This is a genomic window from Serratia proteamaculans (genome assembly GCF_008830365.1).
Taxonomy (GTDB): Bacteria; Pseudomonadota; Gammaproteobacteria; order Enterobacterales; family Enterobacteriaceae; genus Serratia; species Serratia proteamaculans.
The window spans coordinates 42,864-58,192 of the sequence record NZ_WBKI01000006.1 but is presented as its reverse complement, the minus strand read 5'-3'; the positions used below and the strand labels follow the sequence as shown (position 1 = coordinate 58,192).

Below are 15,329 nucleotides of genomic sequence, written 5' to 3'. Positions count from 1 at the left end.
ATTCAGGGTGGACCCCATAATGACCGAAAAACTCGAAGTCAACCGCAGCACCTTTGATCAGGTTATCTTGCCTGTTTATGCACCTGCCCAGTTTGTCCCGGTCAGGGGAAAAGGCAGCCGCGTGTGGGACCAACAGGGGAAAGAGTACATCGATTTCTCTGGCGGCATTGCGGTGACAGCGTTGGGGCATTGCCACCCGGCCCTGGTTGAGGCATTGAAACAGCAGGGCGAAACCCTGTGGCATACCAGCAATGTTTTCACCAACGAACCGGCGCTGCGTCTGGCCACCAAGTTGATCAACGCCACCTTTGCCGACCGGGTGTTTTTCGCCAACTCCGGTGCGGAAGCCAATGAAGCGGCCTTCAAACTGGCTCGGCATTACGCCATTACCCGTCACAGCCCGTACAAAACCAAAATCATCGCTTTTTATAACGCTTTCCACGGCCGCACGCTGTTCACCGTCTCGGTGGGCGGGCAGGCCAAGTATTCTGATGGTTTTGGGCCCAAGCCGGCCGATATCGTACACGTGCCGTTCAACGATCTGGCGGCGGTGAAGGCGGTGATGGACGACCATACCTGTGCGGTGGTGATGGAGCCGATCCAGGGGGAAGGGGGAATTACTCCTGTCAATGCCGAATTCCTCAAGGGCGTGCGTGAACTGTGCGATAAACACCAGGCGCTGCTGGTGTTTGACGAAGTGCAAAGCGGCATGGGCCGCAGCGGCAAGCTGTTCGCCTACATGCACTACGGCGTAACACCGGACATCCTGACTACCGCCAAAGCGCTCGGTGGCGGTTTCCCGGTCAGCGCCATGCTGACCACCGAAGAGATTGCCTCGGCGATGCAGGTGGGCACCCATGGCACCACCTACGGCGGTAATCCGCTGGCCTGCGCAGTGGCGGAAGCGGCACTGGACGTGATCAATACGCCGGAAGTGCTGAGCGGCATTGAGTTACGCCACGGGCTGTACGTGCAGGCGTTAAAGAAAATTGGCGAGAAGTACGGTATTTTCAGCGATATTCGCGGCATGGGCCTGTTGATTGGTGCCGAACTGACGGCGCCATACCACGGCAAGGCGCGCGATTTCCTGACGGCTGCTGCTGCTCGTGGGCTGATGATCCTTAATGCCGGGCCAAATGTGATCCGCTTTGCACCTTCGCTGGTGGTGGAAACCCAGGATATCGACGAAGGTATGGCGCTGTTTGAGCTGGCAGTGCAGGACGTGATTAACGCTTAATTTGTTGCACCGATAACCGGGGCGCCACAGGGCGCCCTTATTGATCGCGCAGTTTGCGCTTCAGCCAGATACCATGATGTGGGCGTTGACTCCAGGCCAATGAAGAGATGGTATGCATGACGCTCAGGTGCGACAGAATACGCCGCAGGTGGCGCTCCATTTCGGTCACCGGCATATCCGGGTGCAAATTCGGCGGCTGCATAATGCCGTTGCCACTGCTTGGCCCATCGTATTCCAGCCGCTGTTGACAGCTTTGCAGCGCGATCTCACAAGATTGCAGATACTCCTCCGCCAGCTTTGGCGTCAGCATATAGTGCTCGCGCGCCAGGATAGTCATCGCGTTCAGATGTTCGACAATAAACTGGCTGTGCGTCACCCACAGGCGCATATCCGCCAGATAGTTCGATTCAAACCCCGGCTCCTGCATCGCCTGATTTAGCGAGGTGAATAACGCATTGTGCGCCTGATTAACCTGCATGCGGGCATAGGCCAGTGCGCTGGGGTCGGGTTCCTGTTCTTCCAGCAGCAAACGCAGCGCCTGCTGATCGTTCTCCAGCGCCTGGTGGGCGTTCTTGCGCAGCAGACCGCTTTGCCACTGTGGCCACAGCCAGATGGTGCTGCCGAATACCAGCACGCAGCCAATCAGGGTGTCGATCAGCCGTGGCACCAGGAAATTGGTGCCGTTTAGCGCCAGTAATTGCAGGGTGTAGACCGCCGTCACAGTAAAGCCAATCACCGCCAGCCCGTAGTTTTTACGCGATACCAGATAGGCCAGCAGCGTGATCACCAGCATCACGCTTAGGGTCTCGGCCTCGGGTAGCTGTAATTGCAGCAGACCGGCGGCAAGCACCAGTCCGACCAGGGTACCGAGCGCACGGTGCTGGATGCGCACCCGGGTGGCGTTGTAGCCGTTCTGGCTCACCAGCATGATGGTCAGCAGGATCCAGTAGGGTTTCGGCAGATTGAAAAACAGACCCAGGCTGCTGCCCGCTGCCAGCGTGACACCCAACCGTGCCGCATTGCGCAGGGCGTTGGACTTGAACGACAGATAGCTGACCAGCGCGGGCCAAAACGGCAGGCGGTTTTGATTGGCCATCAGATCGCGGCGGTAGAGCGGGTGCTGGGTGCGCAGCAGACGTGCGATGCGGCTGAAGTGGTAGTAGCAGAACTGGCCCACCGGGTTGTCCGGGTGCTGCGCAGCGACTTTTTCCAGTGCCGCCAGTTCATGGTCCATTTTGAATCGCTGCGAATGCTGGTGGTAGAGAATATCGTGGGCCACCGTGCGTAGTCGGCCGGCAATCACCTGCGCATTGCGGCGGATAATCGCTTCGGCCTGGCTCTGCTCCACCAGTTTTTGTACCTCTTCCGGCAGATGCAGGCTGACTGTGATGTGTTCCTGCAAATCCAGCGCGACCTGAAAGGTGCGTTGCAGGCGCTTTTGCTCAAGGTTACTGGCGTGCGGCAAAAAATTAAGCTGCTGGTACAGCAGGGTGATCAAATCCATGACTTTTTGCTGGCGTACCAACAATGGCGGTAGCGCAGTCTGCGGATCGGTATGCTGGGTCAGTAGCGAGTATTTGGCTTCGAAGTAGTCCGCCAGCTCCAGATAGAGCTGATTGAGCGACTCGCGCATTGGCTGCTCTTTCCACAGCTTGAACCAGAACCAGGTGAACAGGCCGTACCAGGCGGTACCGACCACATATAACAGTGGTGCGTGCCACAGCGGGACTCTACCGACCATGCTGAGAGAGAAGATGGCGGCCACCAGCGCGGCAGGCAGCAGGCGAGCGTGTAACGGGCTGATTTCACCGCTGACGCCGAGCAACAGGGCCAGGCCGAGCATCAGTAACGGCAGCGGCAACTGCCAAAGCAGGGCTTGCTGCAGCAGCAGGCTGCTGAAAGCAAACAGGGAACCGCCGACGATCAGGCGTTTGAAGAAGCGTTTGTGGGGCGTGTCCAACCCGGCGATGTTACAGCAGGCGGGGACCAGGGAAAATAGCAGGCCGTATTGCAGCTGGCCAATCAGCAGGCCCAGCAGTACCGGCAGGCAAAGCACCAGCGTTTGCCGCAGTGCGTAATTGACTTCCGGGTGGTAAATTAGTCGGCGCCACATGATGATTCAGGGCATAAAAAAACGGCGCGAATCATCGCGCCGTTTTTTCAGTAATTAACGCGTGCCGTAAACGACAATAGTTTTGCCGTGGGCGGAGATCAGGTTTTGATCTTCCAGCATTTTCAGAATACGACCAACGGTTTCACGTGAACAACCGACGATCTGGCCAATTTCCTGGCGGGTAATTTTAATCTGCATGCCATCCGGGTGGGTCATGGCATCAGGCTGTTTCGCCAGGTTCAGCAGGGTTTGCGCGATGCGGCCCGTCACGTCCAGGAAAGCAAGGTTACCCACTTTCTCAGAGGTGATCTGCAGACGGTTTGCCATCTGCGCTGACAGGCGCATCAGGATGTCCGGGTTAACCTGAATTAACTGGCGGAATTTCTTATAGGAAATTTCAGCCACTTCACAGGCGGTTTTCGCCCTAACCCAGGCGCTACGCTCCTGACCTTCTTCAAATAATCCAAGCTCGCCGATGAAATCCCCCTGGTTAAGGTAGGACAGGATCATCTCTTTACCTTCTTCATCCTTAATCAGCACCGCGACGGAGCCTTTGACGATGTAGTAAAGCGTTTCGGCCTTTTCACCTTGGTGAATCAGCGTACTTTTGGATGGATATTTGTGGATATGGCAATGAGACAGGAACCATTCGAGAGTAGGGTCTGTTTGCGGTTTGCCGAGAACCATTCGCTGTTATCCTCTGTTGTTATCGCTGCCTTGTGTCACAGGGGTCAGAGTTCCCTGTAAAACGTGCTGTCGCCGTTTTTTTAATGGTGGCTGGCAGCAGGTTTTGAGGCGTGTCATAAATATACGCTGTCGCCCTAGCATATTAACTTGCCGGGAGAGCTGCAAGCTACATTCTGTTAACATACCGGTAAAGGAGCCTTTCCCTGGGAGTTTCCCTGAAATCAGTGTCCCGGAAAGATTTATTGCGGCTCTGTTTGTAGCACAGAGTGAGGCGGGTGTCTTGTGTTGTCTCGCTTCAGCATGATTAGCATCAGGTTCCGTTGCCAGTTTCTATGCGAAAGCGTAGTCTGATTTTAAGAAATTAACCGGAGTGACCAGTATGCAGGCAAGAGTTAAGTGGGTGGAAGGGTTGACGTTTCTGGGTGAGTCCGCGTCTGGCCATCAGGTGCTGATGGACGGTAACGCCGGTGATAAAGCCCCCAGCCCGATGGAAATGGTGCTGATGTCGGTGGGAGGCTGCAGCGCGATCGATGTGGTGTCGATCCTGCAAAAAGGACGTAACGATGTGCGCGACTGCGAGGTGAAATTGACCTCCGAACGGCGTGAAGAAGCGCCACGCTTGTTTACCCATATCAACCTGCATTTTATCGTCACCGGTAAAGATTTAAGTGACAAGATTGTTGAGCGGGCGGTGAACCTTTCTGCCGAGAAGTACTGCTCGGTCTCGCTGATGTTGAGTCAGGCAGCCAGCGTGACCCACAGTTTTGAAATCCGCACAGTGTCCTGACGGATACAGGGGGCGCGGCCTGTCGCCGCGCTCTGATAAGTTACTCGATTTTTTTGCCTTCCAGCAGTTGCTGCACCAGCGGCGCCATAATCAGCTCCATCGCCAGCCCCATTTTGCCACCCGGCACCACCAGCGTATTGATATGCGAGATAAAAGATCCCTGCAGCATAGCCAGCAAGTAAGGGAAATCGATCTGGTCCAGACCGCGGAAGTGGATCACGACAAAGCTCTCGTCCAGCGAGGGGATCGCCTTGGCGGCAAACGGGTTGGAGGTATCTACCGTCGGCACCCGTTGGAAGTTGATGTGGGTGCGGGAGAACTGCGGAGTGATGTAGTTGATGTAGTCTTCCATCGAACGGACCACCGAGTCCATCACCGCTTCACGAGAGTGGCCGCGTTCACCGGTATCGCGGATCAGCTTCTGGATCCACTCCAGGTTGACGATAGGCACCACGCCGACCAATAAATCGACATGTTTGGCCACGTCGTTGTGTTCGGTCACCACGCCGCCGTGCAACCCTTCATAGAACAGCACGTCGGTCGGTGCCGGTAAGGCTTCCCACGGCGTAAAGGTGCCGGGGACCTGGTTATAGGGCACCGCTTCATCGTAGGTATGCAGATATTTGCGAGAGCGGCCGGTACCGTTGGTGCCGTACTCACTAAAGCTTTGTTGCAGCAGGCCGAAGTCGTTGGCCTCAGGGCCGAAATAGCTGATATGACGGCCGAGATCGCGCGCTTTGCGGATTGCCGCGTCCATTTCCGGCCGGGTATAGCGGTGGAAACTGTCGCCTTCCAGTTCAGCGGCACGGATGTTCAACTGCTGAAAGATTTTACGGAACGCCACGCTGGTGGTGGTGGTGCCGGCGCCGCTGGAGCCGGTCACTGCGATAACGGGATGTTTGGCGGACATGGTGGTGGGTCACTCCGTGTTTAATGCGCAGGCGTCAGATATCATTATTGGTGTGTTTGACGCCCTTTCGCCAAGGGCAAAATTCCGCGCGTTGGTTTGCAATCCCTCATTGTTACCTGATTTTTTCCGTCAGTCATAGAACCGATCGGCACTAAATTTCTTCTTGTCCGGCGCGGAACTGTCCTCGAGGCATGATGTTGATGGTCTCATGCAGTTCTGACCACACCAGCAGCACCTCGCCACTTTTCAACTGGCGGCGTACATCTTCCACCTTCTGTTCCAGCGAGCGCTCGTGCTCGCCGTAGTCGGTCCCTTCACGCAGCACAAAGGACTCGATCAGGCCGTTCAGGGTCTCAGCTTCCAGTTCTTTCCAGGGGATAATCACTTGGTTGTTTCCAGATAAGGGGCAAGCCAGGATGGAATACGGTATTCCAGCCACATATGGGGGGTTTTCAATGTACCGCCGACAAAGCCGACGTGGCCGCCAAACTCGGTCAGTTGATACTCAATGTTGTGCGGCAGCGTGGCGACCTCGGGGATCACTGCATCGGTCATAAAGGGATCGTCCTTGGCATGGATGATCAACAACGGCGTTTGGATCGACGGCAATAGCGGCAGGGCGCTGCAGCGGCGGTAATAATCGGTAGCGTCGTTGAAACCGTGGATACGCGAGGTAATGGCATCGTCAAAGTCGCGGATCCGGCGCAACGCTTTGAGTTGCGGTAGCTTGAGGGGCAGGGTATCAGGATAGTGCAGCAGTTTTCGGGTGGCGTTTTGTTTCAATTGCCCGAGTAGATAGTGCTGATAAACCCGCGAGAAGCCCTGATCCATCCGCCATGAGCAGGGTTCCAGCATCAATGGCGCAGAGACCACCACCGCCGCCTGCAGCAGGCTGTCGGCGCCCTGTTGCGCCAGGTAGCAGGCCAGCATGTTACCACCGAGTGAGACACCCACGGCGGCGGTTGGCGCTTCCCCGTAGGTGGTTCGCAGCCACTGCAGGAAAAAACGCGCATCCTCCGTTTCACCGGAATGATAGATGCGTTGCTTACGGTTCGGCACGCCGCTACAGCCGCGAAAATGCATCACTACCCCGAGCCAGCCTTTTTCGCGCCAGGCGCTGAGCTGGCCATGAGCATAGGGGCTGTAGAAGTTGCCTTCCAGGCCGTGGAACAGCACCACACGTGGCTTGTCGGTAGCCTGAGTGGGGTCTTCGCTCCAGGCGAGATCGACAAAGTCGCCGTCGGGCAATTCCAGCCGTTGCCAATGAGGTTTCAGTTGTACACGACGGCGCACCAGCCGTGGCAGCAGTGTCTGCAGATGGGGATTACTGGCCCCGGTCAACGGGCGAAAGGATTCATGCATAGCTTGAGTAAAAATCTTTTTGGCAACTATTGTGGGATGATTAGTGCGCTGTTAGCTTCACTACCCTGAGTTAACAATAATACTGCAAAAATCCCCCTGGGTGAGGAGCACCCGCCTGATGGAAGCGAGTTTATTTCTTTCGATGTTAGGCTTTCTGTGGGTTGCCGCGATCACCCCAGGCCCCAACAATATGTTATTGACCACTTCCGGCGCCAACTTTGGCTTTATGCGTTCACTGCTGCTGATGATGGGTATCATGCTCGGCATGCAAAGCATTTTGCTGCTGGTGGCCTTCGGCGTTGGCAGCCTGATTCTGGTTTATCCGGCTCTGCATCTGGTGCTGAAAATTCTCGGCAGCCTGTACCTGCTGTGGTTGGCGTGGAAAGTGGCCACCGCCGCCTATGAAAAGCTGGAACCGGACGTGGCACCGCCCAAGCCGATACGGCTGTATCAGGGCTGGCTGCTGCAATTCCTTAACCCCAAGGCCTGGTTGATGGCGCTGGGGGCGGTGGCAAGCTTTAGCCTGGCAGGCGATAAGTACAACACCTCGATTCTGGCGATCTCGCTGGGTATTTTCGTGGTGAACATGGTTGCCGGCGTGATTTGGCTGGGATTTGGCACGGTGATTGGCCGCCTGCTGCGTAGCAAAAAGGCCTGGATCATCTTTAACGTTTCTATGGGGCTGCTCACGGCGGCCTGTGTGTTACTGATCTGGCATTAAGGAAATGCGATGGCAGAAAATTACTTCCACATTGTGGCTTTCACTGGCGAAGGATTTCGTGGCAACCCGGCCGGTGTCTGCCTGCTGAAACAGCCACTGTCGACCGCCGAGATGCAGGTCATCGCCAATGAGCTGAGCCTGCCGGAAACCAGCTTTGTCTGGGACGATGGGGATATGTCGGCGATCCGCTGGTTCACGCCTCATCGCGAGGTCGATCTGTGTGGTCATGGTACGCTGGCGGCGGCGCACGTGATGTTCAGTGCGGTGAATCCGGCGCTGCGGGATATCCGTTTCCGTTCGGCGAGCGGTGATTTGTACGTTAAACGCGACGCCGAAGATGGCGAACGGCTGATTCTGGATTTCCCGTCTCGACCGCCTCAGAAGGTTGCGGAGCCCACAGGGTTAACGGCGCTGCTGGGAGCTGAACCGCAGGAAGTGTGGCAGGCCAATGCGCTGTTAGTGGTGCTGGAAAGCGAAGCGCAGGTGCGGGCGTTACAGCCGGATATCCCGGCATTGATTGCCCTGGTCGGCCGTGCGGTGATCGTCAGTGCTCCGGGTGAAAAGGTCGATTTTGTCTCGCGCTATTTCACTCTCGACGGCGGTGAAGATCCGGTGACCGGCTCGGCACACTGCACGCTGATGCCTTACTGGACCGCACGTCTCGGTCGCCATCAACTGCACGCGTGGCAAATTTCGGCACGTGGCGGTGAGTTGTTCTGTGAGCTGAAGGGCGAACGCACCTTGATTGGTGGCTATGCGCGCACGTTTTTGCGAGGGGAATTGAGCCTGTAATCAGGCTGAGCCACGCTCAACCAGCCGCCACTCAAGCACTTCATTGCGCGGCGGTTGTTGCGGATTTTTGATTTTTTCCAGCAGCAACTGCACGCTGCGCACGCCAAACTGGTGCATCGGTTGTTCGACGGTGGTCAGTGGTGGCGTGGTGACGGCACCGAATGGCACGCCGTCAAAGCCCATTACCGCGACATCTTGGGGAATGCGCAATCCCTGTTGGTGCAGGGTGCTCATCGCCCCACCGGCGATTACGTCGGAAATGGCGAATACCGCATCCGGTCGCGGCTCGGCATCCAGCAGGCGGCCCATGGCCAACGCACCGGCGGCATATTCCAGTCCCTCGACGTATTCCACCTGACAATAGTCGAACCCGGCTTCGGCCAGCGCCTGTCGATAACCTTGCTCTCGCTGCTGCGAGTAGAGATAGCGCATGTCGCTGTTGATCAGGGCAATACGTCGTCGGCCCTGTGCAGCTAAATAACGCACGCCGGCCATCGCCGCCTGATGGTTGTCGATGGTGACTGAAGAGGCGCGGAACTCGGGATCGCCTTCGCCGCATTGTACCCAGGGGAAATCACCAATCATTGCGGTCAGGCCGGGCAGGCAACTGACGGCGTCCATGGTAATCACGCCGTCGACCACTTTACCGCTCAGCAGGCTGAGATAGGCGGACTCCCGGGTTGGATTGGATTCGGAGTTGCACAGCAAAATGTGGTAGCCGTGGCGTTCGGCTTCTTCTTCGATACCGCGTACTACCAGGGAACAAAAAGGATTGGTGATACTGGAAACCAGTACCAGCAGCATGCGGCTACGCGAAGTGCGTAGCTGACGCGCGAGCAGGTTGGGTTGGTAGTCGCATGCGCGGATCGCCGCCAGTACCTTGTCGCGAGTGGCCGGTTTGACGATTTGCTGGCCGTTCAATACCCGTGAGACCGTCGCGGCAGAGACGCCGGCGAGTTTCGCCACCTTTTCGATCGACATGGTTTGCTGTTCCTTCTGCCCAATTGCCCCGCACAATATGCCCAAGCGCGGCAAAAAGTCTGCGCCTGGCCTCAGGATTGTGATGTGGGTTACAAATTCATCTTATCAGCCCCTTTCCGCAGATTAATCAGGTTGCCGAAAAAAAGAAATCGATTACATTTTGCTCATGGTGAAAATGAAATCGATTACATTTTGCGATTTCGCGTTATTTCGCTGAACCCATAATCTGAAAAGAGGTGGCGGATGCAGGTGCAACTGAGAGTAGCGGAAAACGGTGATCGCCAGGCGGTCGCACAACTGATTCATCTGTCGACCAATGCCTGGTATCAACGCCACGGCATGGGCGCCATCTTTTCCGCAGAGCCGACCAGCTGCGGGCTGTTTGTTGACGTCTATCGCCATCTGGATCCCGGCCAGCACTGGGTTGCGCATGATGAACAGGGCGTGCTGTGCGGTTCCTGCTTCTTTCACCCGCGTGAAACTCATTTCGGGCTGGGCATCATGAATGTACATCCCGACTACTTTGGCCGGGGTATCGCCGCGCAACTGTTGAACAAGGCCGATGAGCTGGCGGGAGAGCGGCCTATAAGGTTGCTTTCCAGCGCGCTGAACCTGGATTCCTACGCTTTGTACCACCGCGCCGGTTTTACGCCCTATGCGATTTACCAGGATATGACGATCCCGGTGCCGGTAGAGGGATTTTCCTTCCCCAGTCTGACGCGTGGCAGAGTGCGCTCCGCCCAGCCAGAGGATCTGCCCGGCATCCTGCAGTTGGAACGAACGCTGTTGGGCATCGAACGTCGGCGCGATATTGACTACTTCCTCAACGACGCCAGCGGGCTATGGCGGACTGCTGTGTGGGAACGTGACGGCAGCATTGGCGGTTATCTGGCTTCGGTGGCGCATCCGGCTTCCCGCCTGTTGGGACCGGGCTGCAGCCACAACGAAGAGATTGCCCTGGAGTTGATCAGTTGGATGCTGGATCGCCACCATCGCGGTACCACGCCGGTGGTGCTGGTACCGGCGCAACGTTCCGCCCTCAGCCAGGTGCTGTTGCAGTGGGGCGGGCGGATTTGTGAATTGCATTTTGCGCAGGTGAAAGGCCGTGCGCTACAACCCGGCGGTGTGGTTATGCCGTCCTTCCTGCCGGAAAGCGGTTAGACAACACCACAACAAGACCAATGGGGGAATTATGCAAACTGACAGCGCAGTCCTGGGGACCAAAAGCGTCACATTCAAATGGGTGGTGCCGCGGTTGGCACTGATGATGTTTCTGCAGTTCTTTGTTTGGGGGGCGTGGTACGTCACGCTCGGCGTAGTGATGGGTAAGTTCGGCCTGGCGGCGATCATCGGCGATGCTTACTCGACCGGGCCGATCGCTTCGATTCTGTCACCGTTCGTGCTGGGCATGCTGGTCGATCGCTTCTTTGCCTCACAGAAGGTGCTGGGGGTGCTGCATCTGATCGGTGCCGGGTTGTTGTGGCTGATGCCCGGTTTCTTCAGCAGTGGACAGAGCGGCCTGTTGTGGATCATTTTCGGTTATATGTTGTGTTATATGCCGACTATCGCCCTCAGCAACAACGTGGCGTTTTATAGCCTGAGCAACAGCGAAAAAGCCTTTCCTGTGGTGCGGGCGTTCGGCACCTTTGGCTGGATTGTCGCTGGGCTGATCGTCGGTGCCAGCGGGCTGTCAGACAGTACCGGTATTTTCACACTGGCGGCGGTGGCCTCGTTGGTGTTGGCTATTTACAGCTTCACCCTGCCACACACCCCGGCGCCGGAACGCGGTAAACCGATAAAAATGCGTGACCTGCTGTGTGCCGATGCTTTCGCCATGCTGAAGCAGCGACACTTCCTGGTATTTATCATCTGCGCGACGCTGATCTCCATCCCGCTGGCGGCCTACTATGCCTATGCCGCGCCCTTCATCGCGGCGACCGGTTTCAACAATGTCGGCGGGGTGATGTCGTTGGGGCAAATGTCCGAACTGTTCTTTATGCTGCTGATCCCGTTTCTGTTTGTACGGCTGGGCATCAAGGTGATGCTGCTGATTGGTATGTTGGCGTGGTTCCTGCGCTACGTGATGTTTGCGCTGGGGATTACCGAAGAACTGCGCTGGATGATTTACCTCGGCATCATTCTGCACGGCATGTGCTACGACTTCTTTTTCGTGATCGGTTTTATCTACACCGACAAGGTGGCCGGTGACAAAGTCAAGGGCCAGGCCCAGAGTCTGCTGGTGTTGTTCACCTATGGTCTGGGCATGTTGATTGGTTCGCAAATAAGCGGTGCACTGTTTAATCGTTTGGTGACGGCAGAAGGGGCGGCAGCGCTGCCACAGTGGCAGAGTTTCTGGTGGTATCCGGCTATCGGTGCGCTGGTGATCGCGGCACTGTTCTTCTTCACCTTCAATTACCGGGAAATCCCGCAGGGGGAGAAACGCGATGACTGACTTGCGCGTGCTGGTGGTGGGCTGCGGCAATATGGGGGCTTCACATGCTGAAGCCTATCAGGGTATGGGCGGCATCGAGATTTGCGGATTGGTGGCGCGCGGTGATTCCCGGCATCGGCTCAATACCCGGTTGGGGGGCGGCTACCCGGTGTTCAGTGATTTCGCCCAGGCGCTGACGGTGACGCGTCCGGATGCGGTTTGCCTGACCACCTGGCCAGATACTCATGAGGCCTACGCGTTAGCGGCGCTGGCTGCCGGTTGCCATCTGTTCATTGAAAAACCGCTCGCCACTACCCTGGCCGGTGCGGAGCGAGTGATTGCCGCCGCGCGGGCCGCTGGGCGGCAACTGGTGGTCGGCTATATTCTGCGTCACCACCCGTCATGGCAGCAATTCGTCGAATTGGCCCGTGATTTGGGCAAACCGCTGGTGATGCGCATGAACCTCAATCAACAGAGTCACGGTGCGATGTGGGATGTGCACCGCAGTTTGATGCAGTCGCTGTCGCCGATTGTCGACTGTGGCGTGCATTACCTCGACGTGATGTGCCAGATGACCCAGTCGGAGCCGGTCAGCGTCAGCGCCATCGGTGCACGACTGAGTGAGGAGCTGCCGCCGGAAATGTACAACTATGGCCAGTTACAGGTGCGTTTTGCCGATGGCTCCGTTGGCTGGTACGAAGCCGGCTGGGGGCCGATGATCAGCGAAACCGCCTACTTCGTCAAAGACGTGATTGGACCGCGTGGCTCAGTCTCGATCGTCGCGCGGCAGGCGGATGCGGATTCAGATAACGTCGACGGCCACACCCGTACCGACTCGTTGCGTATCCACAGCGCGGCGTTGGATAGCACTAATCAGTTTCTCCAATCGGACCGCTGGATTGACTGTCAGGACGAACCGGACCATTTGGCGCTGTGCCTGAGCGAGCAGCGCTATTTTCTTCAGGCGATCCAGGACGGGTTGGATCTCGACCGGCATTGGCAGGATGCCCTGAACAGCCTGCGGGTGGTACTGGCGGCGGACGAAGCGGTGCGCAGCCGGCAAACAGTAATGTTAGGGAGGTCATCAGCATGAAAACCATTCAGGGGCCGGGGCTGTTTCTGGCCCAGTTTATCGGCCCGCAGGCGCCGTTTGATTCGCTGGACGGGTTGGCCGGTTGGGCCGCCGGGCTGGGGTTTAAAAGCCTGCAGATCCCGACCACGTCCCCCGCTATTTTTGATCTCAAGCGGGCGGCCCACAGCCAGGAGTATTGTGACGAGGTGCGCGCGTTGCTGGCGGGGCACGGCCTGACGATCTCCGAGTTATCCACCCATTTGCAGGGGCAACTGGTGGCGGTGCATCCGGCTTACGATCCGGCTTTTGACGGTTTTGCTCCGGTCCAGGTGCGCGGCAATTCTCAGGCCCGGCAAGCATGGGCAACGGAGCAATTGCTGATGGCAGCACAGGCATCGCAGCGGTTGGGATTAGCCGCACACGTGACTTTTTCCGGCGCGCTGGCCTGGCCCTATTTTTATCCCTGGCCACCGCACAATGCGCTGTTGCTGGAGGAAGCCTTCGGGCAACTGGCACAGCGTTGGCGGCCGATCCTCGATGCTTTTGACGACGTCGGTGTCGACCTTTGCTATGAACTGCACCCAGGGGAGGATCTGCATGACGGTGTGACCTTTGAGCGCTTTCTGCGGCAGGTTGGCAATCACCCGCGTTGCCATATCCTGTATGACCCCAGCCATCTGCATTTGCAGCAGATGGACTATCTTGGCTTTATTGATGTTTATCACCCGCGCATTCGGGCGTTTCACGTCAAGGATGCTGAATATCGGCCCAATGCTCGCAGCGGCGTGTACGGCGGTTATCAGCCGTGGCTGGAAAGACCCGGACGCTTTCGTTCACTCGGCGATGGGCAGATCGACTTCCCGGCAATTTTCAGCAAGCTGGCGCAGTACGATTTTCCCGGCTGGGCCACGCTGGAGTGGGAGTGCTGTCTGAAATCGCCGGAGGCCGGTGCGCGGGAAGGGGCTGAGTTTATCGCCCGCCATATTATTCCGGTCGCTGAGAGGGCGTTTGATGATTTTGCCGCCGTCGGCGGTGAACGCAAACAGGTCAGACAGATGTTGGGTATGGGAGAGCAACCATGAGATTACGCTTGGGGATGGTCGGCGGGGGCGAAGGGGCCTTTATCGGCGCAGTGCATCGTCTGGCGGCGCGGATGGACGATGAGTTTGAGCTGGTAGCCGGGGCTTTCTCTGCTGATTGGGAAAACTGTCGCCGCACCGGCGAACGGCTACACCTCGACCCACAGCGCTGCTATCACGATTTTAAACAGATGGCGCAGGCAGAGGCGGCGCGCGAAAACGGCATCGATGTGGTGGCTATCGTCACCCCCAATTATCTGCATGCGCCGGTGGCGACCGCGTTTCTTAACGCCGGCATCGACGTCATCTGCGACAAGCCTCTGTGCAACAGCTATGCCGAGGCGTTGCAGTTGGCCGAGACGGTGCAGCGTAGCGAAAAGCAGCTGATATTGACCCATAACTACAGTGCCTATCCGTTGGTGCGCGAGGCGCGTAGTCGGGTATTAGCCGGTGAATTGGGGGCGATCCGCTTTATCGAGGTGGAGTATTTGCAAGAATGGCTGGCGCAGCCGCTGGAACTGACCGACAACAAGCAGGCTGGCTGGCGTTCCCAGCCAGAAAAGGCCGGGGCCGGCTGTATTGGTGATGTGGGTACCCATGCCTGGCAGTTGGCGCATTTTGTCAGCGGCCTGTTGCCGCAGGCGATCAGCGCCGAACTCACTGCGTTTATTCCTGGGCGTCAGATAGACGACGATGTGCGGGTACAAATGCGCTACGCCAACGGTGCCAGAGGCCGACTGTGGGCCAGTCAGGTGGCTTGCGGCCATGAGAACGGCCTGCGGTTGAGAGTCTATGGCAGCGACGGCAGCCTGGAATTTTGTCAGGAGCAACCTAATCAGCTGTGGATGCGGCCTCGGGATGCGCCAGCCTATTGCATAACCCGCGCCTCTTCATTCCAGTATGTGGAAAACCGTTCACTGGCACGGGTACCGGCAGGGCATCCTGAAGGCTATCTGGAAGGATTTGGCCAAATTTACCGCGAGGCGGCGGCACGATTGCGGGATGGGCCGCAGGCGGCACCCCTGTTACCGGGGATTGATACCGGGGTGCAGGGCATGGCATTTATCGATGCTGCCCAACGTAGCAGTGCTGCCGGTGGGCAATGGATAGACCTGAACTAATTTATATTCCCATAAGTAATAACGCAGTTTTTTTTA

15 protein-coding genes are annotated in these 15,329 nt (G+C 57.4%); 9 read left to right on the top strand and 6 right to left on the bottom strand.

What is annotated here, in order from left to right; genetic code table 11:
• Window positions 1–19 precede the first annotated feature (19 nt).
• The gene (gene argD / locus F8R23_RS19255; protein ID WP_129936945.1) at window positions 20–1,237 is read left to right on the top strand and encodes a bifunctional acetylornithine/succinyldiaminopimelate transaminase; all 1,218 of its coding nucleotides are present in this window, start codon (window positions 20–22) and stop codon (window positions 1,235–1,237) included.
• Window positions 1,238–1,274: 37 nt separating this feature from the next.
• Here the strand turns inward: argD and F8R23_RS19250 are convergent, their stop codons facing one another.
• Together F8R23_RS19250 and crp are read right to left on the bottom strand one after the other, a co-directional pair.
• Entirely contained in the window at window positions 1,275–3,350 is a 2,076-nt protein-coding gene (locus tag F8R23_RS19250) for a YccS/YhfK family putative transporter (protein WP_112349104.1), read from the bottom strand.
• A gap of 54 nt (window positions 3,351–3,404) precedes the next feature.
• Window positions 3,405–4,037: a cAMP-activated global transcriptional regulator CRP gene (crp, locus tag F8R23_RS19245; protein WP_004718520.1), complete on the bottom strand. Its 633-nt coding sequence runs from the start codon at window positions 4,035–4,037 to the stop codon at window positions 3,405–3,407.
• Between the two features lie 379 nt (window positions 4,038–4,416).
• Between crp and F8R23_RS19240 the strand changes: the two genes are divergently transcribed.
• Window positions 4,417–4,824: an OsmC family protein gene (locus tag F8R23_RS19240; protein ID WP_112349102.1), complete on the top strand. Its 408-nt coding sequence runs from the start codon at window positions 4,417–4,419 to the stop codon at window positions 4,822–4,824.
• Between the two features lie 40 nt (window positions 4,825–4,864).
• On the opposite strand, the gene F8R23_RS19235 is transcribed toward F8R23_RS19240, so the two are convergent.
• From F8R23_RS19235 to F8R23_RS19225, 3 genes are all read right to left on the bottom strand, one after another.
• Window positions 4,865–5,734, bottom strand: coding sequence for a phosphoribulokinase (locus tag F8R23_RS19235; RefSeq protein ID WP_012147256.1), 870 nt, complete (start codon window positions 5,732–5,734; stop codon window positions 4,865–4,867).
• 151 nt (window positions 5,735–5,885) lie between these two features.
• Entirely contained in the window at window positions 5,886–6,119 is a 234-nt protein-coding gene (locus tag F8R23_RS19230) for a YheU family protein (RefSeq protein WP_085119788.1), read from the bottom strand.
• Entirely contained in the window at window positions 6,116–7,096 is a 981-nt protein-coding gene (locus F8R23_RS19225) for a hydrolase (RefSeq protein WP_151415905.1), read from the bottom strand. Before F8R23_RS19225 ends, F8R23_RS19230 begins: the two co-directional genes overlap by 4 nt.
• Before the next feature lie 118 nt (window positions 7,097–7,214).
• Between F8R23_RS19225 and F8R23_RS19220 the strand changes: the two genes are divergently transcribed.
• On the top strand, window positions 7,215–7,817 hold the full coding sequence (locus F8R23_RS19220; protein ID WP_129936943.1) for a LysE family translocator: 603 nt from the start codon (window positions 7,215–7,217) through the stop codon (window positions 7,815–7,817).
• Between the two features lie 9 nt (window positions 7,818–7,826).
• Window positions 7,827–8,609 carry a PhzF family phenazine biosynthesis protein gene (locus tag F8R23_RS19215; protein ID WP_151415904.1) on the top strand — a complete coding sequence of 261 codons (783 nt, stop codon included), beginning with the start codon at window positions 7,827–7,829 and terminating at the stop codon, window positions 8,607–8,609.
• On the opposite strand, the gene F8R23_RS19210 is transcribed toward F8R23_RS19215, so the two are convergent.
• The gene (locus tag F8R23_RS19210; protein ID WP_112349097.1) at window positions 8,610–9,590 is read right to left on the bottom strand and encodes a LacI family DNA-binding transcriptional regulator; all 981 of its coding nucleotides are present in this window, start codon (window positions 9,588–9,590) and stop codon (window positions 8,610–8,612) included. It abuts the gene before it with no gap.
• Between the two features lie 243 nt (window positions 9,591–9,833).
• Between F8R23_RS19210 and F8R23_RS19205 the strand changes: the two genes are divergently transcribed.
• From F8R23_RS19205 to F8R23_RS19185, 5 genes are read left to right on the top strand one after another with little or no spacing between them, the layout of a single operon-like run.
• On the top strand, window positions 9,834–10,751 hold the full coding sequence (locus F8R23_RS19205; protein ID WP_151415903.1) for a GNAT family N-acetyltransferase: 918 nt from the start codon (window positions 9,834–9,836) through the stop codon (window positions 10,749–10,751).
• A 31-nt stretch (window positions 10,752–10,782) separates the two neighbouring features.
• Complete coding sequence (locus F8R23_RS19200) at window positions 10,783–12,042, top strand: MFS transporter (RefSeq protein ID WP_112349095.1); 1,260 nt, start codon at window positions 10,783–10,785, stop codon at window positions 12,040–12,042.
• Complete coding sequence (locus F8R23_RS19195; RefSeq protein ID WP_151415902.1) at window positions 12,035–13,114, top strand: Gfo/Idh/MocA family protein; 1,080 nt, start codon at window positions 12,035–12,037, stop codon at window positions 13,112–13,114. The genes F8R23_RS19200 and F8R23_RS19195 overlap by 8 nt, the downstream gene beginning before the upstream one ends.
• The gene (locus tag F8R23_RS19190) at window positions 13,111–14,175 is read left to right on the top strand and encodes a sugar phosphate isomerase/epimerase family protein (protein ID WP_129939083.1); all 1,065 of its coding nucleotides are present in this window, start codon (window positions 13,111–13,113) and stop codon (window positions 14,173–14,175) included. Before F8R23_RS19195 ends, F8R23_RS19190 begins: the two co-directional genes overlap by 4 nt.
• The gene (locus F8R23_RS19185) at window positions 14,172–15,293 is read left to right on the top strand and encodes a Gfo/Idh/MocA family protein (RefSeq protein WP_151415901.1); all 1,122 of its coding nucleotides are present in this window, start codon (window positions 14,172–14,174) and stop codon (window positions 15,291–15,293) included. The genes F8R23_RS19190 and F8R23_RS19185 overlap by 4 nt, the downstream gene beginning before the upstream one ends.
• Window positions 15,294–15,329: the final 36 nt, after the last annotated feature.

Coding starts and splice junctions, on each gene's coding strand:
- F8R23_RS19205 (WP_151415903.1), top strand. CDS start 9,834: ATGCAGGTGCAACTGAGAGTAGCGGAAAACGGTGATCGCCAGGCGGTC.
- F8R23_RS19200 (WP_112349095.1), top strand. CDS start 10,783: ATGCAAACTGACAGCGCAGTCCTGGGGACCAAAAGCGTCACATTCAAA.
- F8R23_RS19235 (WP_012147256.1), bottom strand. CDS start 5,734: ATGTCCGCCAAACATCCCGTTATCGCAGTGACCGGCTCCAGCGGCGCC.
- F8R23_RS19250 (WP_112349104.1), bottom strand. CDS start 3,350: ATGTGGCGCCGACTAATTTACCACCCGGAAGTCAATTACGCACTGCGG.
- F8R23_RS19190 (WP_129939083.1), top strand. CDS start 13,111: ATGAAAACCATTCAGGGGCCGGGGCTGTTTCTGGCCCAGTTTATCGGC.
- crp (WP_004718520.1), bottom strand. CDS start 4,037: ATGGTTCTCGGCAAACCGCAAACAGACCCTACTCTCGAATGGTTCCTG.
- F8R23_RS19210 (WP_112349097.1), bottom strand. CDS start 9,590: ATGTCGATCGAAAAGGTGGCGAAACTCGCCGGCGTCTCTGCCGCGACG.
- argD (WP_129936945.1), top strand. CDS start 20: ATGACCGAAAAACTCGAAGTCAACCGCAGCACCTTTGATCAGGTTATC.
- F8R23_RS19225 (WP_151415905.1), bottom strand. CDS start 7,096: ATGCATGAATCCTTTCGCCCGTTGACCGGGGCCAGTAATCCCCATCTG.
- F8R23_RS19220 (WP_129936943.1), top strand. CDS start 7,215: ATGGAAGCGAGTTTATTTCTTTCGATGTTAGGCTTTCTGTGGGTTGCC.
- F8R23_RS19240 (WP_112349102.1), top strand. CDS start 4,417: ATGCAGGCAAGAGTTAAGTGGGTGGAAGGGTTGACGTTTCTGGGTGAG.
- F8R23_RS19215 (WP_151415904.1), top strand. CDS start 7,827: ATGGCAGAAAATTACTTCCACATTGTGGCTTTCACTGGCGAAGGATTT.
- F8R23_RS19185 (WP_151415901.1), top strand. CDS start 14,172: ATGAGATTACGCTTGGGGATGGTCGGCGGGGGCGAAGGGGCCTTTATC.
- F8R23_RS19195 (WP_151415902.1), top strand. CDS start 12,035: ATGACTGACTTGCGCGTGCTGGTGGTGGGCTGCGGCAATATGGGGGCT.